Annotated in this window: 17 protein-coding genes and 1 riboswitch; of the genes, 16 read left to right on the top strand and 1 reads right to left on the bottom strand. The window is 35.5% G+C overall.

Features of this window, described 5'->3' with window-relative positions:
* Positions 1–3: 3 nt before the first annotated feature.
* The 16 genes from nrfD to ACSSV9_RS05910 all read left to right on the top strand — a co-directional run bounded on the left by nrfD (position 4) and on the right by ACSSV9_RS05910 (position 21153).
* Complete coding sequence (nrfD, locus tag ACSSV9_RS05985) at positions 4–1161, top strand: NrfD/PsrC family molybdoenzyme membrane anchor subunit (protein ID WP_437346329.1); 1158 nt, start codon at positions 4–6, stop codon at positions 1159–1161.
* Positions 1158–4394 carry a molybdopterin-dependent oxidoreductase gene (locus ACSSV9_RS05980; protein ID WP_437346328.1) on the top strand — a complete coding sequence of 1079 codons (3237 nt, stop codon included), beginning with the start codon at positions 1158–1160 and terminating at the stop codon, positions 4392–4394. Before nrfD ends, ACSSV9_RS05980 begins: the two co-directional genes overlap by 4 nt.
* 12 nt (positions 4395–4406) lie before the next feature.
* Positions 4407–4591: riboswitch (molybdenum cofactor riboswitch) on the top strand.
* Positions 4592–4700: 109 nt separating this feature from the next.
* On the top strand, positions 4701–5021 hold the full coding sequence (locus ACSSV9_RS05975) for a carboxymuconolactone decarboxylase family protein (protein WP_437346327.1): 321 nt from the start codon (positions 4701–4703) through the stop codon (positions 5019–5021).
* Entirely contained in the window at positions 5018–5542 is a 525-nt protein-coding gene (locus ACSSV9_RS05970) for a chromate transporter (protein ID WP_437346326.1), read from the top strand. The genes ACSSV9_RS05975 and ACSSV9_RS05970 overlap by 4 nt, the downstream gene beginning before the upstream one ends.
* Positions 5539–6534, top strand: a complete 996-nt coding sequence (gene moaA / locus ACSSV9_RS05965; protein ID WP_437346325.1) for a GTP 3',8-cyclase MoaA — start codon at positions 5539–5541, stop codon at positions 6532–6534. The genes ACSSV9_RS05970 and moaA overlap by 4 nt, the downstream gene beginning before the upstream one ends.
* Complete coding sequence (gene moaC / locus ACSSV9_RS05960) at positions 6531–7010, top strand: cyclic pyranopterin monophosphate synthase MoaC (protein WP_437346324.1); 480 nt, start codon at positions 6531–6533, stop codon at positions 7008–7010. Before moaA ends, moaC begins: the two co-directional genes overlap by 4 nt.
* Positions 7011–7050: 40 nt before the next feature.
* Positions 7051–7503 (top strand): MOSC domain-containing protein, encoded by a 453-nt coding sequence (locus ACSSV9_RS05955; protein ID WP_437346422.1) that lies wholly within the window; start codon positions 7051–7053, stop codon positions 7501–7503.
* A 103-nt stretch (positions 7504–7606) separates the two neighbouring features.
* The gene (locus tag ACSSV9_RS05950) at positions 7607–8809 is read left to right on the top strand and encodes a molybdopterin molybdotransferase MoeA (RefSeq protein WP_437346323.1); all 1203 of its coding nucleotides are present in this window, start codon (positions 7607–7609) and stop codon (positions 8807–8809) included.
* Positions 8794–9405 carry a molybdenum cofactor guanylyltransferase gene (gene mobA, locus ACSSV9_RS05945; protein ID WP_437346322.1) on the top strand — a complete coding sequence of 204 codons (612 nt, stop codon included), beginning with the start codon at positions 8794–8796 and terminating at the stop codon, positions 9403–9405. Before ACSSV9_RS05950 ends, mobA begins: the two co-directional genes overlap by 16 nt.
* 637 nt (positions 9406–10042) lie before the next feature.
* Entirely contained in the window at positions 10043–11575 is a 1533-nt protein-coding gene (locus ACSSV9_RS05940) for a class I SAM-dependent DNA methyltransferase (protein ID WP_437346321.1), read from the top strand.
* A complete protein-coding gene (locus tag ACSSV9_RS05935) occupies positions 11572–12903 on the top strand; it encodes an ATP-binding protein (protein WP_437346320.1) in 1332 nt (443 codons plus the stop codon). The genes ACSSV9_RS05940 and ACSSV9_RS05935 overlap by 4 nt, the downstream gene beginning before the upstream one ends.
* Before the next feature lie 73 nt (positions 12904–12976).
* On the top strand, positions 12977–15040 hold the full coding sequence (locus ACSSV9_RS05930) for a Piwi domain-containing protein (RefSeq protein ID WP_437346319.1): 2064 nt from the start codon (positions 12977–12979) through the stop codon (positions 15038–15040).
* A complete protein-coding gene (locus ACSSV9_RS05925; RefSeq protein ID WP_437346318.1) occupies positions 15037–16287 on the top strand; it encodes an SIR2 family protein in 1251 nt (416 codons plus the stop codon). The genes ACSSV9_RS05930 and ACSSV9_RS05925 overlap by 4 nt, the downstream gene beginning before the upstream one ends.
* A 13-nt stretch (positions 16288–16300) precedes the next feature.
* Positions 16301–17638, top strand: a complete 1338-nt coding sequence (locus ACSSV9_RS05920) for a restriction endonuclease subunit S (protein WP_437346317.1) — start codon at positions 16301–16303, stop codon at positions 17636–17638.
* Positions 17639–17641: 3 nt separating this feature from the next.
* Positions 17642–20806, top strand: coding sequence for a type I restriction endonuclease subunit R (locus tag ACSSV9_RS05915; protein WP_437346316.1), 3165 nt, complete (start codon positions 17642–17644; stop codon positions 20804–20806).
* 32 nt (positions 20807–20838) lie between these two features.
* Entirely contained in the window at positions 20839–21153 is a 315-nt protein-coding gene (locus tag ACSSV9_RS05910) for an ATP-binding protein (protein WP_437346421.1), read from the top strand.
* Positions 21154–21230: 77 nt separating this feature from the next.
* Here ACSSV9_RS05910 and pckA read toward each other — a convergent pair whose 3' ends face one another.
* On the bottom strand, positions 21231–22835 hold the full coding sequence (gene pckA, locus ACSSV9_RS05905) for a phosphoenolpyruvate carboxykinase (ATP) (protein ID WP_437346420.1): 1605 nt from the start codon (positions 22833–22835) through the stop codon (positions 21231–21233).
* Between the last annotated feature and the right edge of the window lie 5 nt (positions 22836–22840).

The raw sequence follows: 22840 nt of genomic DNA, 5'->3' as shown, positions 1-22840 counted from the left end.
AATATGTTAGAAAGAACTTACAAAAACTTATCCCGAATTTGGGTAATAGTCTTTACAATTGGATTCATAGCACTTGTTATGAAATTTTTAACAGGCGAACGCCTGGCTGGTTATGGAAGCTATGTCCCGTGGGGTTTATGGGTAGCGTTGTATTTTCATTTTGTTGGAATTGCCGGTGGTGTTTTTGCACTTGGGGTAATCGGATACATATTCAATCTTACCGGCTTCAGAGAAAATTTCAGAGTTGTGATTGTCGTATCTGTTGCTTCAATTATAACAGGATTGTTTTCAATCTGGTTAGATCTTGGGCAACCTTTCAGATTTGCAAGAATACTTTATGCCCCAAACTTTGGTTCGATGATGGCTTTTAATGCCTGGATGTATTCATTATTTATTGTAACAGCTGCAATAATCTTTTATCTAACACTTAATAAAGAAAAGCAAACAGATTTTCACGATAGAAACCATTGGATACTTCCGTTAATGGCTTTGGCATTCTTATTTTCAATCGCATTCCCAAGTCAAAGTGGAGCCTTTTTTGGAGTTGTTGATGCAAAACCATTCTGGAGTTCTCCATTACTTCCGATATTGTTTCTGGTTTCTGCAATAACATCCGGCGGAGCAGTTTTATTATTAGTTTATACATTTCTACACTACAATGAATTTGATCTTACACATCAGCCGTTCAAAATGCTGCGCTACACAATCATTGGTGGAATTATTTTTTATTTCATTGCAGAGTTTGCAGAATACAGTTTGGTTTTCTGGTCACCAAATTCGCACATAAGAGAAGCAGTTGAGCTGATATTGTTTGGTCCTTTCTGGTGGGTTTTCTGGTTAGTTCATCTCGGTGGCGCTCTAATTGCACTTTATCTTCTATTGAGAGGAAAAACTTATCAGATCGTTGGAACAGGAGCTTTTATTGTGGCAGTTACATTTGTCTCAGCAAGATTAAATATTCTAATTCCGGGTCAGGCAGTAGCAGAACTTAAAGGATTAAAAGAAGCTTTCTATCACGAACGATTAAGATTTGATTATTCGGCAACATTGAATGAATATTTAATCGCACTTTTCATAGGTGCGTTTGGAGTAGCTTTAGTTTATTTCGGAATAAAACTTCTTTCTCAATACACCAAAAAGAAATTAGGAACAGAATTATGAAACAGGAATTAATTGATAAATCAAGAAGAAGTTTCTTAGCAAAAGGAGCATTACTTGGCGGAGGAGCTCTGGCTGCAATTTTGGGAGGAGAAAAAGCTTCAGCACAAACTCAGCAATTGATAATCAAGAGTAAAAGACCTGATGCTGAATACAAATTAAATAAACCGGAGAATATCATTTATTCGGTTTGCCTCAATTGCAACACCGGATGTGGAATAAAAGCTAAAATTCAGGATGGTGTATTAGCAAAGATTGATGGCAATCCATACAATCCCTGGACAATGGTGCCTCATCTTTCTATGAAAACGAGTGTTGATGAAGCTGCAAGAATTGATGGTGCTCTCTGTCCAAAAGGACAGGCTGGTGTGCAGATAGCTTACGATCCCTATCGTATTAGAAAAGTGTTGAAGCGTGCTGGCAAACGCGGTGAGAATAAATGGATTACCATTCCGTTCGAACAAGCAATTGATGAAATAGTAAATGGCGGTAAATTATTTGCCAATGTACCCGGCGAAGAAAACCGTGTTGTAGAAGGCTTAAAAGATATTATGGCTTTGCGTGATAATAGTGTTGCTAAAGAAATGGCTAACGATATAAAAGCAATCTGGGCTGAAAAAGACAGAGAGAAGAAAAAAGAATTAGTTGCTGCATTTAAAGAAAAGCACAAAGCAAATTTAGATAAACTTATCGATCCGGATCATCCTGATCTGGGTCCAAGGAACAATCAATTCGTAATGGCATTTGGCCGATTGAAAAACGGAAGGAAAGAATTCTTTACAAGATTTCAATCTGCATTCGGTACAACCAATCTTCACGGACACACAACAGTTTGTCAGGGGTCGCTTTATTTTACCTGCAAAGCAATAAGTGAACAATACCAGGAAGGCAAATTTGGCGGCGGTCAAAAGTTTTACTGGCAGGCAGACCTCGAACACGCAAAATATGTTTTATTTGTTGGCGCAAATTTGTTTGAAGCTAACTATGGTCCTACGAATAGAACAGTTCGCTTAACAGAAAACCTTGCAAAAGGTTATACAAAAATTGCGGTTGTAGATCCACGATTTTCAAAACTCGCAAGCAAGGCACACAAATGGCTTCCAATTAAACCGGGCACAGATGCAGCATTAGCTCTTGCAATGATTCAGTGGATAATAAATAATAATCGTTACGATGAGAAGTTTTTGCGTAATGCTAATAAAGCTGCTGCGAAAGAAACCAACGAAACCAGCTGGACAAATTCTACCTGGTTAGTTGAAATAAAAGATGGCAAACCAGGAAAATTTATTCGCGCCGCAGATTTTGGTTTGAGATCTGCTGAAAAAAGAAAAATTCAGGACCCGAAAGACAAATCAAAAGAAATTGAATACGAAGAAAAATTTATTGTTGTTATGGTAAACGGCAAACCAACCTGGGTTGATCCAAATGACGAAAAAAATCCTGTCTATGGAGATCTGTTTGTTGATACCGAATTAGTGAATAAAGAAGGAAAGAAAGTTAGAGTAAAATCCGGATTACAAATTTTAAAGGAATCTGCTGAAGAAAATTCAATTAGTAAGTGGTGTGAAATTGCCGGAGTTGATGAGCAAGATGTAATTGAAGTTGCGAGAGAATTAACGAGTTATGGTAAGCAAGCTGCCGTTGATATTCATCGCGGACCAGCTCAACATACAAATGGATTTTACAATGTGCTCAGCTGGATGTCGTTAAATATGCTGCTTGGTAACTACGATTGGGCTGGCGGGATGTGTAAAGCTTCCACTTACAAATATGATGGTTCCAAAGGCGGAGTATTTGATTTAACAAAAGTAGAAGGAAAAATTTCTCCATTCGGAATAAGCTCAATTCGTCACAATATTGATTACGAAAAAACAACATTGTTTGAGGGTTATCCGGCAAAACGAAACTGGTATCCGCTTTCTTCAGACATTTATGAAGAAATAATTCCAAGTATTGGTGATGCTTATCCGTATCAGGTTAAAGCCCTCTTCTTTTATATGGGTGCACCAACTTATGCTTTACCGGCAGGCCATACAAACATTGATGTTCTTGCAGATGTAAATAAACTTCCTCTTTTCTTCTGTAGTGATATTATAATTGGTTCAACTTCAATGTATGCTGATTATATCTTTCCGGATCTGTCTTACCTGGAAAGATGGGAATTCCAGGGTTCACACCCCAATATCCCGGCTAAAGTTGAAAATGTTCGTCAACCGGTAATTTTACCAATAACAGAAAAAGTTAAAGTTTACGGTGAGGAAATTCCCTGCAGTCTGGAAGCAATGTTTATGGCTCTGAGTGAAAAACTAGGATTAAAAGCTTTTGGTAAAGATGCACTTGGTAAAGGATTAAACATTACCAGACCAGATGATTTTTATCTGCGTGCAATAGCTAATTTAGCCTTTACCGAATCTGAAGTTCCCGATGCAGACGATAGAGAACTCGAAGTTTTCTCAAAAGCCAGAAGACATCTCGATAAATCGGTCTTTGACGAACAAAGATGGAAAAAAGTAGTTGGTGAAGATAAGTGGAGAAAAGTAGTTTATATTCTAAATCGAGGCGGTAGATACGAAGAACACAGTGAGTCATTTGATGGAGATAAACTAGCTCACCGCTACGGTGCATTATTAAATATCTATCAGGAAAAGACTGCTTCTCAGAAATACTCTTCAACCGGTGAGCATTATTATGGCTATGCCAAGTATCTGCCAATTATGAATTATGCTCAGGAAAAAGTTGATAAAATCTCTAAAGGGTATGATTTAAGTTTAATTACACATCGCACAATTACTCAAACAAAATCAAGAACAATTGCCGCTTACTGGTTGCAACCAATTATGCCGGAAAACGGAATTATGATAAATCCAAAGGATGCCCGCAATTTAGGCTTGAAAAAAGATGACCTGGTAAGAGTTGTAAGTGCTACAAACCCGGAAGGAGTTTGGAATTTTAGGAATGGAAAAACAAGAGACATAATTGGCAAAGTTATTCCAACAGAAACGATGCGACCCGGTGTAGTTTCCTTTGTTCTTGGATTTGGTCATTGGGCTACCGGTTCTGACGATTTTGTAATCGATGGTGAAACTATAAAAGGTGATCCAAGAAGGGCAAAAGGTCTGCACGCAAATGCAGTTATGTGGACAGATTCATCTTTGCGAAATAATACCTGTATGGTAGATCCTGTTGGCGGAAGCGTTTCGTTCTATGATACTAAAGTTAAGTTAGTAAAAGTATAGCAACTTTGTTCTTAAAAATATTTTCTCCGAGTTGTCGAATCTAAGAAGATTTGAAAAATCTTTATGATTCTTCAACCGCCCTGTCGATATCAGACAGATAGGGTTAATCTGGAAACGGATTAGCCTGCCAGAGGTTGTCTAAAAATTAATCTTTTTAGACAAACTTCGCTTTGCAAAGGAGAGTTTTATAATTGAATGATCAATCTTATTCAATTTATTTAACCCGCAATGCAAAGCGGGTTTTTTATTTTAATCAATGATTATCAAATTCAAAGATGTTCTATTAAAAGAAAAAGGAGTTAAACAATGTCACAAGTACCAAAACGGTTTCAAAAATTTACTGAGGATTATCCCGAAATAGCAAAAGCATATGAGGAACTTGGCAACGCAGTACACAATGCAGGTCCATTAGATGAAAAAACACGCGCACTGATTAAACTTGCAATTTCAACAGGCGCACGTTTAGAAGGTGCTGTTCATTCACACGCACGAAAAGCATTAAAAGCTGGTTGCACTGCTGATGAAATGCGACAGGTTGCATTGCTTTCTCTGCCAACATTAGGACTTCCATCAATGATGGCTGCATTAAGCTGGATTGATGACATTATTGAGGATAAAAAGAAATGATTGAAAATCTGATCAATCTGTTTATATCATTTTTAAAGGTTGGTTCATTTTCATTCGGCGGCGCTTATTCATTAATTCCGTTGATTGAAACTGAAGTTGTTAAGAATCATCGGTGGCTCAGCCACGATGAATTCCTTAAAATTCTCGGAATGGTCGAAATATTCCCCGGAGCCATTTCGATTAAGTTTGCAACTTACACTGGTTATAAAACAGCCGGTGTACTCGGTGCTATCGTAGCAAACATCGGGAATATTTTTACGCCGGCAATAATTATTCTGTTCGCCACCCAAATTTATTCTTACTATCAAAATAACTTACTGGTAACAAAAGCCTTCGGCGGAATAAAATATATAATCATTGGAATGATTGCAGCAATTATGTATCAGTATGCTGTTAAAAATGGTAATCACTGGCAGGAATTCATTCTACTTGCTATCGGTGCAGCATTGATTATCTTCTTCAACCTTCATCCAGCTTATGTTGTAATTATCGGTGCAGTAATCGGAATTTTAATTCTATGAAGCTAATAGATAATTTTAACCGTATTCACGATTATGTCCGCATTTCTTTGATCGATAAATGCAATCTGAATTGTATTTATTGTAATCCTTCGAATATGCTCGCCAAGTACGAGTCAAATAAATCCATTCTTTCTTATGAAGAATTATTTCGATTGATACAAATTCTTCTAAGAGATTTAGAAGTAAATAAAATTCGATTTACAGGCGGCGAACCTCTTATTCGGAAAAATGTCCTTAGACTTTTCGAAATGATTTCTTCCTTACAAAACAAATACAATTTTGAAATTGGGATTACAACAAACGGCACGCAGTTACTCAACAAAATTGATTTACTGCATCAATATGGAGTTCAACTTCTAAACATAAGTCTTGATACACTAAACAAAACCAAATTCATTGCCATTACCGGCAAAGATTTTTTTGACGAAACTTTATACTCTATTCAAAGAGCAGTAGAAATCGGATTCAAGTCAGTTAAGGTAAATATGGTTGTTATTAAGAATATTAACGATGACGAACTGAATGATTTTATCGAATTTTTCAAACCATATCCTATAACTGTAAGGTTTATAGAATATATGCCGTTCTACGGAAATCATTGGGATATCTCTAAATTTTTGAGCTGGAAAGAAATGAAAGAAGAGATTGAAAAGAAATTCAGTCTAACAGAAATTGTAAGTAATGAAAAAGTATCAAGAGATTTCGTAGTTGAAAATACAAAGCTCAAGGTTGGATTTATAAGCTCGATCTCGAATCACTTTTGTGATGCTTGCAATCGCTTGCGTATTACAGCAAGCGGACAAATTAAAAACTGTCTTTTCTCGGAGCCATCTAAAATCGGACTAAAATCTTTGTTGGCTGATCATTCTGTTGCGGACGAAACAATTGTCAAGTTCATTCAAAACTCTATGCAATCAAAATGGCAGAAGCATCCCGACGCAGATGAGTTGTCACAATTACAACAAAATAATATGATGAGAATTGGCGGATGAAAAAATTATCACACATAAATAGCAACGGCAAAGCCGAAATGGTTGATGTCTCAGAGAAACCTTCAACTGTTCGTACAGCTGAAGCTTATGCAGAAGTCAAAGTTTCTAAAAGTGTTTTTTATGCAATCAAAAGTAATTCCGTTAAAAAAGGAGATGTCCTTACTATCGCAAAGTTTGCAGGAATTCAAAGCGCAAAAAAGACCGGTGAGTTGATACCACTCTGTCATAACATTTTCATCTCTAAAATAGATGTTAATTTGAAATTGAATTCAAAAAACAAAACTGTTGAAATAACTTCTTTTGCCAGAACAACTGCATCAACGGGAATTGAGATGGAAGCTCTGACAGCTGTTTCGGTTGCTGCTTTGACTGTTTATGATATGTGCAAAGCAATTGATAAATCAATGGTGATAAGCGAAATAAAATTATTGAGCAAAACCGGAGGAAAAAGTGGAAACTACTTTAGAGAAGATTAATTCACAGACAGCACAGAATTGTCAATCTGATCTGCATCCAATTGTTGGTAAAGTTGTAGCAATTTCAATCAGTAAGAAAAAAGGAATCCCAAAAACAAATGTGCAATCGGCAAAGCTTATCGAAAACTTCGGAATTGAAGGCGATGTACACGCAGGTAACTGGCATCGGCAGGTAAGTTTCCTGGCAATTGAAAGTATTGAAAAGATGAGAGAAAAGGGATTACCAAATCTTCGTGCCGGTGCATTTGCAGAAAATATTACAACGGAATTTCTCGAACTTCCAGATCTTGAGATCGGAACAAGAATTAAAATTGGTGAAGAGGCAGAACTTGAGATAACTCAGATTGGAAAAGAATGTCATAGCAAATGTGCAATATTTTTCAAGGTAGGAGATTGTGTAATGCCGCGTGAAGGAATTTTTGCTAAAGTAACTCGAGGCGGAGAAATTTTTATCGGAGATAAAATAAAAATACTTACAGATAATCAGAGTTGAACTTTGTGTTCATTTGAGAAAAAAAATGTTAATCGTGAACCTTCACCAGTAGATACAGTAAACTGATAAAAAAGAATTTTCATAACGAAAAAGAAGGAAAGTTATGTTAAGTTATAGTGCAGCACTTGCAATTGTAAAAAAAGAATTTGAACGGCCGACTCTTCACACAGAAGAGGTGGATATTTATGAATCTCTTAATCGAATACTTGCAGAAGATGTTTTAGCTGATGTTGATTTGCCGCCATTCGATAACTCCGCTGTTGACGGTTATGCAATTAAATTTTCTGAAAGAGATAGCTGGAAAATTATTGGAGAAATTTCTGCCGGAAAATACTCGTCATTCAATTTAACAAAAGGCGAGGCTATGCTTATTACCACAGGAAGCAAACTTCCTGCAAATGCTGATACAGTTATTCCAATTGAAGATGTTGAGATGAATGGTAACACACTCCAACTGAAACCGGATTCATTCTTTAAGAAGAATATGAATGTTCGGAAACAGGGGAATGATCTGATGAAGAATGAAATTGCCGTTGCTCGCTTTACTAAAATTGATGCTAAAACAATTGCTGTACTTGCAAGCTGTGGAAAAGAAAAAGTAAAGGTTTACAGTAAATTAAAATTTGCTGTATTGGCCACCGGCGATGAACTTATACCAATCAATGAAAAACCGACAGAAGATAAACTGCGCGTGTCAAATATTTATTCGCTTTATGCTGCCATCAAGGAAATGAATAACACAGTTATCAATCTGGGCTTTACAAAAGATGATCGTAAAATAATTAGTGAAAAGATAAGGACAGCATTATCAATGAATATTGATGTTTTAATAACAACGGGTGGAGTTTCTGTCGGTAAGTACGATTTCCTGAAAGAAGTTTTTGAAGAACAGGGAGTGAAAGAAAAATTCTGGAAAGTAAATATTAAACCGGGCAAACCGATTTACTTTGGCGTTTACGCAAAAGATGATAGAAGAATTTTAGTTTTCGGATTACCGGGCAATCCGGTCTCATCACTGGTAAACTATTATGTATTTATAAAACCGGCAATTGATCAGATATTCAATCAGAAATCACTGGATAAAGTTACTGCAACATTATTAAACGATTTGAAAAAGAAGGATGGTAAACGACATTTTGCAAGGGGAATTATTCGATATGAAGAAAATGAGTTTAAAGTCACATCGGAATTTTCGCAATCATCGGGAAATCTCGTTGAAATGAGTCGGGCAAATTGTTTAATTGAAATAGAAGAAGAAAGAACAAATCCCAAAAAAGGAGAAAGAGTAAATTGTATACTGATATAACCGGAGTGATTCTTGCTGGTGGCAAAAGCTCACGAATGGGAGTCAACAAATCATTTCTTAAACTCGGAAATCAAACAATCATTGAGAGAATTATTGATTTGATGAAATCAATTTTTTCGGAACTAATAATAATCACAAACACTCCCGATGATTATAAACATTTAAATCTCTCATTGTACGAAGATGTTTATAGATGGAAAGGACCTTTAGCCGGTATTCACTCAGCGCTTTTGCATTCTTCAACAGAAAAAATATTTGTTTTATCCTGCGATGTTCCCTTAATGTCTAAAGAGATGATTGAATACATAATTGAATATGAAAGTGATAAGCCAATTAAATATTGCGAAGCTGCGGGCTATCATCAACCGCTGGTTGGACTCTATTCCAGAGCAATATTAAATGATGTGGAGAAATTTATATCATCAACTGAAATAAGCGATAAATCATTTCACTATTTCTTAAAAAATATCGATGCAGAAATAATTCATCCCAAAGGGTTATCATTCTATAAAGATGAATTATTTTTCAATGTCAATCGGCCTGAAGACTATGAAAAGATAATATCGTTGTACGGAATGATAAGTGACGATAATTAGTTCGAATTGAACATAACATTACTATTAAGTTTTCTTAATAAAGATGGTTCTCAATCTTTATTGAAATGCACCTTCCTGATCTGATGATGTTTCCGCTATAATTAAAATTGTCAGCATTTCTTCCGTATTTTATGATTTAAAAGTTTTGCTGCTTGTCTATTTTATTCTGTCTATGTTTAATATTTTTAAAGAAAATATCTTGTAATTAATATTGAAGGAAAATATTTTAATGTTATTAGTTAATATATCTTGCAATAAAAATTTTGTTTATTAAAAACACATAAAGAAATGTAGTAATAGCACCACGAAGGTTTGCTCCAGCGGTAAAAAGGGCAAGTTCAAGAAATTATGATTGAACTACTTTGGCAATTTTTAAAGTAAGATGTCCACAAAGAGATATATTATTAATGTCAAAAGGCTATAAAAATAAAAACAAATTTGTTAAAGTTGGGCATTTCTTAGCAGATGTGCTAAACACGTATTATTCACTCTTTATTCAATACGAAAAAATATTTATAAGGAAGATAAAATTGTGTATGTAACTATCGAAAAAATTATATAAAAATATACAGGTTTTATATCTGTACTATAATTGAAGGATTAATTCAATGGATTATTGTAGTTGGAGAAAATAGACATGCCAAAATTAAACAATAACGGTGCAAATTTAGGTTTTGAACAAACGCTGTGGCAAACGGCTGATAAACTTCGTAGCAACATGGATGCTGCTGAATACAAACATGTTGTGCTCGGTCTTATTTTTCTTAAATATATCTCTGATGCTTTTACTGAAGTTTATAATGAAGTAAAAGATGAACCACATTCAGATCCTGAAGATAAAGACGAATACATTGCCAGGAGGGTTTTCTGGGTGCCCAAAAAAGCCCGCTGGGAATACCTGCTTGAAAATGCAAAAAAAACAGAAATTGGCAGAATTATCGACGATGCAATGGACGCCATCGAAAAGGAAAACAATTCGCTTAAAGGAGTGTTACCAAAAATTTATGCCCGTCCCGCATTAAACAAACAACGCCTGGGCGAGCTAATTGATTTAATTGGCACTATTGGGCTGGGAGACAGAGAAAATAAAAGCAAAGATATACTTGGCAGAGTCTATGAATATTTTCTGGGGCAATTTGCCGATGCAGAAGGGAAAAAAGGCGGACAATTCTACACACCACAAAGCATAGTAAAACTTCTGGTAGAAATGCTTGAACCATTCAAAGGAAGAATTTTTGATCCATGCTGCGGCTCTGGCGGAATGTTTGTTCAGAGCGAAAAATTTATCGAAGCGCATGGCGGAAGAATTGGGGATATCTCCATTTACGGACAGGAGAGTAACCAGACTACCTGGCGACTTTGCAAAATGAATCTGGCAATAAGAAGAATAGAAGCCGACATCAAATGGGGCGATTCTTTCCACGATGACCAGTTTAAAGAATTAAAAGCTGATTTTATATTAGCCAATCCGCCTTTTAACGTAAGCGATTGGGGAGGTGAACATTTACAGGAAGATGTGCGATGGAAATTTGGCGTTCCTCCAAAAGGCAATGCCAACTTCGCCTGGGTACAGCACTTCATACATCACCTCTCGCCAACAGGCACTGCCGGATTTGTCCTGGCCAACGGATCTTTAAGCTCGATGACCTCCAACGAAGGGGAAATACGAAAAAATATTGTCGAAGCTGATCTGGTTGATTGCATCGTAGCACTGCCTTCTCAACTATTTTACAATACCATGATTCCTGCCTGTCTCTGGTTTGTTTCCAGAGATAAAATAAATAACAAATTCAGAACCCGTAAAGGCGAAATCCTTTTTATTGATGCCCGCAAAATGGGGGTGATGGTCGACAGGCGACACCGAGAATTAACCGACGAGGAGATTAAAAAAATTGCCGATGCCTACCACGCCTGGCGAGGAGAAAATGAACTTGAATATCAAGACATACCGGGTTTTTGTAAATCCGCCACGCTCGAAGAGGTACGAAAACACAACCACATCCTCACCCCCGGCCGCTATGTGGGCACAGAGGCAGAGGAAGAAGACGATGAGACATTCGAAGAAAAAATGAAAACCCTTACCTCAGAACTGGCAAAGCAAATGGAAGAAGGAAGAAGGCTTGATGAGAAAATAAAAAGAAATCTTGAAAAAATTGGTTGGAAGATATGACAAAGGAAGAATTTGAATTTTTTATTGGACAGGGCGAGGGATTACAGGTTGAGTTTAAGGAAAGCTTCGACTCTAAAAGTCTCGCAAAAGAATTTGTTGCCTTAGCCAATGCTGAAGGCGGGAGGGTTTTTCTTGGTATTACTGACGAGAAAAAAGTTAAAGGAATTAATATAACCAATAAACTTAAATCAGCAATTCAAGACGTTGCTAGAAACTGTGATCCCCAGGTATATATTCACTTTGATGACTTCGATAATGTACTCATTATAAATGTTGAAGAAGGCTTGAATAAGCCTTATCGTTGTTCTGAAGGTTTTTTCATAAGACAGGCAAGCAACTCACAAAAATTATCGACAGACGAAATAAGAGATTTTTTTAACAAAGAGGGGAAAATTTTATTTGATGAAGGCATTAACAAGCAATTTACATTTAACAATGGTTTTAGTAAAAAACGATTTGAAAACTTTTTACGGAGAGCTGAAATTAGTCGGGTTATTCCTGACGAAGATATTTTAAAAAACATTGGAGTATTAACAGAGAACGGATATTTTAAAAATGCAGGCGTACTGTTTTTTTGCGATGAAGTAGAAAAATTTTTCAGGCAGGCAATCATAACCTGCGTAATGTATAAGGGCACAAACAAATATAAAATTATTGATAAAAAAGATTTTACCGAAGACATACTTTCCAATTACGAAAATGCTATCGCATTTCTAATAAGAAACTTAAATGTTGAATACATAATTGAAAATGCTGGGCCACGAAAAGAAGTATTAGAAATTCCAGAAGAAGCTCTTAGAGAGGCAGTCGTGAATGCAATTGCACATCGAGATTATAACGAAAAAGGAGCTAATATTCAGATAGATGTCTATGACGATAGGGTCGAAATCAGCAATCCTGGTGGTCTTGTCCCTGCCATTAAAGAAGCAGATTTCGGTAAAAAAAGTATATCAAGAAATCCCTTATTGTTTAACCTTCTTAGATCCGTCAATCTTGTAGAAAAAGCAGGTTCTGGTATTGAAAGGATGAGAAATGCTATGAAAGAAGCAAACCTCCCTTTACCGGAGTTTCAGTCTACAGGTTTTTTCACAGTAATATTAGAACGCCCAAAAAGTTCACAGAAAAGTTCGGAGAAAAGTTCGGAGAAAAGTTCGGAGAAAATTATTGAGTTAATTAAAAATAACAAGGAAATAACCATTGAAGAACTTGCACGATCTTTAAAACTTACAACAAGAGCAATTGAAAAGCATCTTGCCAAACTAAAAACACAAGGTAAAATTAAAAGAATCGGCCCAGACAAGGGCGGACACTGGGAGGTAGGGGAGTGAAAGGGAAAAAAATATTTAAAAGAAAAGTATTAAAATGTGCGTTAAATTTGACTAAAACATATTAGGAGAAAATATGAATTTAGTTATTAATCGTTTTAGAGTTGATATTAATGTGAATAAAGTAAATGTTTACTTTCATATTGATGTTTCAGATAATAAAATTAGTAAATCTATTTGGGCAAAATATCAACCACAAAAATTATTAGAATTCGATTTTATTAAAAATTTACCAGATAACAATGAATTAAAAGTAGAAATTTTAAATAAAAAAGAAAAAATAGAGAAAGGAGAAACAGAAAAAAAAGAAAAAATAGAGAATGAAACGAATGTTTTTATTTCTTTTTATGATGCTTCTGAGCATTCAGTAGATGTAGATATAAGTCTTTCAAAGAACAAAGCCTTACTTAGAAAGTGGTTAAAAGAAACATTTATTAAGAAATTAAAAGACAAGTATATTATAGAGCCATTCAGAGAAGGATGTGATTTTTCTTTATATAAAGAAACAGAAACAAATAAAAATAATATTAAGAAATATGAACGATTCGATCTGGTTTTCCATCTTTATGGCAATCCTCTTAATATAGAATTATCTTTAAGTATCGGTAGCAAAGATAGTTATATTGGAGAAGTTGAAAATGATGGGAGTAGACCAAATGAAAATATAAAAGTTGTAGAAAATAATCTGCTAATAAGAAAAAAGGAAAGTTCTAAAAATAATTTACCTGTAAAATTTAACAAAGAATTAAGAACACAAAATAGAATTTCCCCGTGTCCGTTATTACATTTTTATAAAGAAGATTATTATAAAATTAGAGAAATTGCAGAAACAATCGCTAAGGAAGTAAATGAAAAAGTAACCATTTTCCCAAACTTTATTATTAAAAGAGAACATGAAGTTAAGATTGTAGATTTTGAAAAAAATAAAATGATTTTTAGTGGAGGTAGAGAGGATTTTAGCACTATAAATGGAATGAGAGATTATGGACCATTTAAACTTCCTGATAATATTTCTAAAATCCAACTTTTATTTGTATACCCAGATAGTGAAAGCGCAAATAAGTTAGCAAATTTCTTATCAAGAGGATATAGGCATTTTCCAGGGCTTGAGAGCTATGTTGGAATACCTGCCAACTTCTCAGGCATAAGGATTAAGTATGATTCTAATAATTTAGATAATATAGTAGAAGAAATAAAACAAAAACTCCCTGCTCCAAAGAATGAAAATTTATTAGCTGTTTGTATAATGCCATTTTCAAAATCTAAGGCTACAGAAGAACAAAGTAAAAAATATTTTGAGATTAAAAAAATTTTACTCGAGAAAAATATACCTTCTCAGTTTATTGAAAGAGATAAAATATTTCAGGAAAACTTTCATTTTGGTTTGCCTAACATTGCTATCGCTATGCTTGCCAAAATAGGCGGGATCCCATGGAAATTGGCAAAAAAACATTATAAACAATTAACAGTAGGATTTAATATATATAGAAAAGAAGAACAAGAATATCTAGGATCTGCAGTTTATTTTGATAATGAAGGCGTAATTCAGGGAATTAATTTTAGTACAAAAAATAACATTAGATCAATAATTGAACATCTTTTTAATGCTATAAGTGACTATAAAGAACAAAATAATAACTTTGATAAACTTGTTATTCATTACTATAAACCATTAAACGAAAAAGAAAATAGAGAGATTGAGAATTCTTTAAGAGAAATATCTGCTTCAAGTATTTCTTTTGCCGTTGTGGAAATTAATGACACAAAAACATCTACTGATATATGTTTTGATCTAGATTATGAACGATATATGCCTCAGAGTGGAGTATATATTAAATTAAAACCAAATGAATATCTGCTTTTTAATAATTTGCGATATTGGGAGAAGCCAATAAATCCTATCCGTCAAGAAGAATATCCCATTAAATTAAGAATTTATGATCCAGGGAATGCTTTTGATCATCACGAATTAATTAGTCAAGTGTATGAATTCTCTCGTCTTTATTGGAAAAGCTTAAAGCAAAAAGCTCAACCTGTAACAACCATTTATTCTAAGTTAGTGGCTGAATATATGGCACATTTTCGATTAAAAGTAATACCAAATAATGAAACGGCTAAAAAAACTGTGTGGTTTATATGAACGAAACAGTAAACATATTTAATGATGTACTAATATTTACAGGCGCTGGGTTTTCGAAACCTGCTGGTTGTAAATTATCAAGTGAAATGCTTAAGGATTTAGAAAATATATCAAATGATGAACATAACGATGTTTTTACAAGTACAGAAAAGAAAACCATTAAATTTATCCTTTCTTGCCTTGAGTATCAGGCACGCTGGCGGTCTCTTGAGAGCAATGGAAAATATTTCTATATACCAAATATAGAAGAATTCGGGGTTTTACTAAGGAGAATCAAAAATAGAGATAATTATCTTCCATATCCCGTTACGGGTAACTGGTCAGATAAAATAATGTTGTTAGAGCAGGAATACAAATACGAATCAAAAAAATATGAAGGTGATTTATATTCATCTATCGAAAGTAAAATTATACATAAATGTTATGATGAATGGCTAAAACTTAAAGTATTAAATTTTTTAGAACCATTAAAAAACTTTTTAAAGAATAATTTATCAAATACAGACTTGAAATTAGAAATTTTCACACTAAACAACGACCTTGTAATGGAACACGCCTTTAAAGAAGAAAATACCCTCTATACCGGTTTTGTAAGTAATAAATGGGTTGGATTTGATAAATCTGATATTGATGAAAACACATATTCTGCGTCAAGGATAAATTATTATAAATTGCATGGATCGTTAGATTGGTATCGTCTAAGCGATGGAACGGTAAGAAAAAAAACAGAAGATGTAGATGACAAAAACATAGAAATAGAAATAGATCCATTACTTATATTTGGTCATGGCTCAAAAGTTTACACAATAGAACCTTTTTTTAGTTTACTTGAGATGTTTAAAGCAAAGCTAAAAGAGAAAATGTATTATATTGTTATAGGTTATAGTTTTTTTGACCCTCATATCAATAATCTTATTTTCAACGAATTAATGAACAATAATGAAAAAATCTTACTCATCATAAATCCTAAAATAAGTGATAAATTTAAGAAAAATTATTTTGAAGAAAAGTTTGGTTTAAAAATTCTTAAAGAAAGTAAAAAAAAAATCATTTTAGAAGAAATCGAAAATATTCAAAAAAATCCTTTATTCTCCGATGTCCCCGAATTTAATCTTACCAAAATATCTACAGAAAGCTTTGAATACTTAGCTATAGATACTGAAAATTTCTTAAATTCATTAAAGAATGGGGGAGTTGAAAGTTTCTTAAATAATATTAGTGAACAAAGAAAAAAAGGAATATTTTAGCAAGGACCAACCTATGAAACCCAACAAAACCACATTCAAACAAACCGAAATTGGCTTAATACCGGAGGATTGGGAGGTGAAGAGATTGGGAGATGAAATTGAAATTAAACATGGATTTTCGTTTAAAGGTGAATTTTTCACAGATGTGCCTAATGAAAATATTCTACTCACTCCTGGAAATTTCAAGATTGGAGGAGGTTTTAAATCTGATTATTTTAAATATTATTTAGGAAAAATTCCAGAAAAGTACCTTCTAAAAGGAGATGACCTTATCATAATAATGACCGATTTAAGTAAAGAAGGTGATACGTTAGGTTATAGTGCTTTGGTTCCTAAAGAAAAGGGAAAAAATTATTTGCATAATCAAAGGTTAGGATTAATAATAATTAAGTCACCAAAAATTGATAAATACTTCTTATATTGGCTATTAAGAACCAAAAGATATCATAATTTTGTTGTTAATACTGCCTCAGGTTCAACGGTAAAGCATACTGCACCTAAAAGAATCTACGAATATAAATTTCCCCTCCCCCCTCTCCCCGAGCAGCGCGCCATTGCCAGAATCCTTTCCGACCTGGATGCCAAGATCGAACTCAACCAGCAGATGAACAAAACCCTTGAAGCCATAGGCCAGGCAATATTCAAACACTGGTTTATTGACTTTGAGTTTCCCAACGAAGAAGGCAAACCCTACAAATCCTCCGGCGGACCTATGGAATACAACGAAGAACTTGACAAGGAGATACCAAAGGGGTGGAGAGTGAAACCTATAGACGAAATTGCAAATTTCTTAAATGGATTACCTTTGCAAAAATATCCTCCAAAGAATACAGAAGAATACTTACCGATAATTAAAATAAGAGAATTAAGGCAAGGAGTAACTAAAGATTCAGATAAGGCGAGTCTAAACATTCCAAAGGAGTACATAATTGATGATGGAGACGTTGTATTTTCTTGGTCAGGAAGTCTTGAAGTTGTAATATGGACTGGGGGTAAGGGGGCACTTAATCAGCATTTATTCAAAGTAACATCTAAAGATTATCTTAAATGGTTCTATTATTACTGGACACTTCAATATCTTCCAGATTATAGACATATTGCAGAGGGAAAAGCAACTACAATGGGACACATACAAAGACACCATTTAAAGAATTCATTGGTTTTGATTCCAGATAATATGACAATTAAGAAGATGGATAAAATTTTTAATCCAATTATTGAAAAGATTATTAACATTAATGTAGAAGCACGAACCCTCTCCTCCCTTCGCGACGCGCTTTTGCCCAAACTCATGACCGGCAAAATTCGTATAGATGATCCGGAAAAATTTTTAAATGAGGAAATAAAATAATCTATGAAACACGCAATTTCAGAATCAGATCTTGAGAAAAGGGTACTTTCTATTTTGTATGATATTGGATATGAAATTATTTATGGCGATAAGGAAGAATACCTGCCCGGTGGATTATTTGCACTGCGTAGCAGCTACAAGGATGTTTTGCTTATAGACCGATTAAAGAATTCTCTGCAAAAAATTAATCCTGCCGCCACCAGCGAAACCATCGAACAGGCAATAAAACAACTTACTACAAGCGAAAGCCAGTTGTTACTTTACGAAAACGAACGCTTTCATAAGATGCTGGTAGATGGTATTGATATAGCTGTGAGAAAAGATAATGAAGAGCGATACGAGAAAATCTATCTTTTTGATTTTCACAATCCAGCAAACAACGATTTTATGGCTACCAATCAATTTACGGTGGTCGAAAACAACATAGAACGCCGACCTGATGTGGTGTTATTTATTAATGGTATACCTCTGGTTATAATGGAACTAAAAAATCCTGCCAGTGAAAACGCCACCATCCTGGATGCTTACAATCAATTGCAAACCTACAAAGAGCAAATACCTTCAATTTTTACATATAATGAAGTTCTGGTTATCACTGATGGGTATCATGCACGAACTGGTACAATTACATCAAAAGTCGAACGTTTCATGCAGTGGAAAACTATCGATGGCGAAAAAATCGAAGATAATCAAATAGAAATAGATGTCCTTCTTCGCGGGATGTTTGATAAAAATCGGCTGCTCGATATAGTAAGAAATTTTATAGTCTTTGAAAAAAATCGAGAAACTCATAAAAAACTTGCTGCATACCATCAATACTGGGCAGTGAACAAAGCTGTTGCCTCTACAATCCGGGCAAGGGCAGAGCTAAAAATGATAGTAAAAGAAAAACCTGAAAATTATAATTTACCATCTGTCAGAACACAACCGTCAGGAGATAAAAAAGCTGGGGTTGTATGGCATACACAAGGTTCTGGTAAAAGCTTAACCATGGTATTTTATGCCGGCAAGATCATCCGTGAGCTCGATAATCCAACAATTGTTGTATTAACCGACCGTAACGATTTAGACGATCAACTCTTTAATACATTTAGCCACTGCCAGGATATTTTAAGACAGGCACCCGTTCAGGCGAACTCCCGAAAAGAACTTCAGGAACTTTTGAGAGTTGCATCGGGGGGAGTGGTTTTTACCACTATACAGAAATTCTTTTCAGAAGAGGAAAGAGAAAAATATCCCCTTCTCTCCGACCGCCATAATATCATTGTCATTGCCGACGAGGCGCATAGAACGCAATATGGATTTGCAGCGAAGATTATCAATAAAAACGATAAATCATTAATTACATACGGATACGCAAAATACCTCCGCGATGCATTGCCGAATGCTTCTTTTATTGGTTTTACAGGAACACCTATAGAAAAAGCAGATAAAAGTACGCCGGCTGTGTTTGGAAATTATATCGATGTGTATGACATTGAGCAGGCAGTTGAAGATGGCGCAACCGTGAGGATCTATTACGAATCGCGGCTTGCAAAACTTGATTTAAAACCAGAGGAACGACCAAAAATAGATAAAGAATTTGAAGAATTGACCGAAGGCCAAGAAGTAGAAGGCAAAGAAAAGCTAAAAAGCAAATGGGCGAGCCTCGAAAAACTTGCTGGTGCCCCTGAACGAATTAAAAGAATTGCAAAAGATATAGTAGAACATTTTGAAAATCGTCTTTCAGTACTTGATGGTAAAGGGATGATTGTCTGTATGTCGCGCCGGATTTGTGTCGAACTCTATAACGAGTTGGTTGCTTTAAAACCTCACTGGCATAGCGACGATGACGACAGGGGCTTTATTAAAGTGGTAATGACTGGTTCGGCTTCCGACCCTGTAGAATGGCAAAAGCATATCCGAAATAAGGAGCGAAGAAAAAGAATTGGAGAAAACTTTAAAGATCCTGCGCATGAGTTAAAACTCATAATTGTAAGAGATATGTTTCTGACAGGTTTTGATGTACCCTGCCTTCATACCATGTATCTCGATAAACCCATGCAAGGTCATAATCTCATGCAGGCAATAGCAAGAGTAAATCGCGTTTATCCCGGCAAAGAAGGTGGCCTAGTTGTTGATTATATGGGAATTGGAGCCGAACTTAAGCAAGCACTGAGCGATTATACCGAAAGCGGCGGCAGAGGTAAACCTGTTTTCAATCAGGAAGAAGCTGTGGCTCTCATGCTTGAAAAGTACGAAGTGGTAAGAGATATGTTTCATGGTTTTGATTACTCAAAGTTTTTTGTACTCAAGCCTGAAGAAAGAATAACTTTTCTTCCCGATGCAATGGAACACATCCTTAAAGAAAAAGATAAAAAGGAAAAATTTATTCGAGAAACTACAGCTTTGATTAAAGCATTTTCACTCTCTCTGCCACACGAGGAGGCGATGAAAATCAAAGAGGAAGTTGGCTTTTTCCAGGCGGTTAAATCTTCATTAACCAAACTTACAGATACAAAAAAAATTATCGATGCCCCGTTTGAATCGGCTATTAAACAGATAATATCAAAAGCGGTGATATCCGACAGAGTTATTGATATTTTTGAAGCAGCCGGTATTAAAAAGCCTGATATCTCTATCCTTTCAGATGCATTTCTCGCCGAAATTAAAGAAATGCCACATAAAAACCTTGCCCTTGAGGCACTTAAAAAACTTCTTAATGACGAGATAAAGATTATCTTAAAACGAAATCTTGTTCAGGGAAGATCTTTTTTGAAAATGCTTGAAGAGACGATAAAAAAATACACCAATCGTAGTGTCGAAGCCGCAGAAGTTATTGAAGAACTTATAGAACTTGCAAAGCAGGTGCGGGAGGACAAAAACAGAGGTGTCAAGCTCAACCTTAGCGAGGATGAATTAGCCTTTTACGATGCTCTCGGTGTAAATGATAGCGCGGTTAAAGTGCTGGGTGACGAAACATTACGAAAAATTGCCCTCGAACTTACACAAACAATAAGGAAAAGCGTTACTATCGACTGGACCAGGAAAGAGAGTGCCCGGGCAGAAATACGTCTTAAGGTTAAAAAAATTTTGAGAAAATATGGCTATCCCCCTGACAGAGAAAAGACTGCAACTGAAACAGTACTCGAACAGGCGGCTCTGGTTGCTTCACATGTAATTTCTTGATTGTTTCTTTTTGATAAGCATCAGACAAAAGTATACTTGTTAGGTCACTCGGAAATCTTCTTAAAAATACACTGGAAGCATCTAAAACGGGAGATACAGTAACAGTAAAAACAGTTATTGGTGATGATCAAATTATTTTTTCAGTACATAATCCTGCCTTTATGCCACAAGACGTACAAATGCAAATATTTAATCGTTCCTTTTCAACTAAGGAAGGAACAGGAAGAGGACTCGGTACTTACAGCACCAGGTTGTTCATTGAAAAATATTTAAATGGAGAAGTTTATTTCCATTCAAATGAAGAAGAAGGCACAGTATTTAATATAAAATTAAAAAGAAATAAATAATGATATCATTTGAGGATGTATGAACAAATTTTTTAAGAAGTATTAAAAGGCTGCTTTATTAAGCAGCCTTTAATTATCTACTTTAATCTTTTTGGACCGGCTTCAATTACATCCCGGGAACAAAATTTTTCATACATCTTAAAGTTATCAATGAATCTTGCTGCGAGGGCGTCGTATTTTTTCCAGTATTCTTCTTTATTGCCCCATGAACTTTCTGGGTCGAGCACTTCCGAAGGTACGTCGGGACAGCTTGTCGGAACTTCGAATCCGAAGAGTTTATCCTTGTGGTATTGAACTTTGTCGAGCTTTCCATCGAGAGCTGCATTTAAAAGATTGCGGGTGTGACGAATTGAAATTCTTTTGCCAACTCCAAATCTACCGCCGACCCATCCTGTATTAATGAGCCATACTTTTGCGTTGTGTTTTAGCATTCGTTGCTTGAGCATCTGTGCGTATTCGTATGGATGCCGCACCATAAATGGGGCTCCGAAACATGCACTGAAGGTTATTTCAGGTTCTATCCCCAGACCGATTTCAGTACCCGCAATTTTAGAAGTATATCCACTAATGAAATGATATTGAGCTTGTTCGGGTGAAAGGCGAGCAATTGGAGGTAAAACTCCCGTAGCGTCGCATGTCAGGAATATGATGTTCTTCGGATGCGCATTAACGTATCCATCTTGTATTACATTGGGAATGAATTCAATTGGATAAGAAGCTCGTGTGTTTTCAGTAATCGAATCGTCATCGAGGTCAATTACTCGGGATACCGGATCGAAAACAACATTCTCAAGTATAGTGCCGTACCTTTTAGTGGTTGAATAAATTTCTGGTTCATTTTCAGCTGAAAGGCGGATAACTTTTGCATAACATCCACCTTCGAAGTTGAACACGCCTTTCGAACTCCAGCCATGTTCGTCGTCGCCGATCAATTTCCTTTTGGGGTCGGCTGATAGTGTGGTTTTTCCAGTTCCACTCAATCCAAAAAACAATGCTACGTCGTTTTGTTCTCCAACATTTGCCGAGCAGTGCATCGGTAATACATCCTCAAAAGTCAATAAGTAATTCAGTACTGTAAATACCGACTTTTTAATTTCACCTGCATAGAGCGTATTAGCAATAATTGCCATCTTCGCACCGAAATTTAATATTATTCCAGTTTCCGTCCTTGTGCCGTCGATAACTGGATTTAATTTTAAACCGGGCACGGCGATTATTGTAAATTCTGGTACGAACTTTTTAAGTTCATCTTTATTGTCGATTGTAACAAACATATTTCTTACAAAAAGACTATGCCATGCTTTTTCGGTAATAATCCTTATTGGCATACGATACTCGGGGTCGGTGCCGGCGTAAACATCCTGCACAAAAAATTCCTCGCCTTGTGCCCATGCCTGGAGTCGCCCAAACAATTCGTTGAATTTTGCCTGACTATAAGGGCGATTATAAATTCCCCACCAGATGTTATTATTTGTCGATTCTTCTTGCACAATATATTTATCCGCAGCAGCTCGCGCCGTGTGTTTTCCTGTAGTTACAAGCAAGGGTCCGCCTTTAATTACTTTCCCCTCGTTGCGGAAGATAGCTTCTTCGTAGAGCGCTTCTTCAGGTAGATTCCAGTAAACTCGATCGAGATAAGTGAGACCCTGATGTTTTAATCTGTAGTCCGAAGCTAATTCCATTGCTT

The organism is Melioribacter sulfuriphilus (assembly GCF_051488685.1).
Taxonomy (GTDB): Bacteria; Bacteroidota; Ignavibacteria; order Ignavibacteriales; family Melioribacteraceae; genus Melioribacter.
The sequence above is the reverse complement of the archived record's forward strand: the minus strand, read 5'-3'. Positions and strand labels throughout refer to the sequence as shown.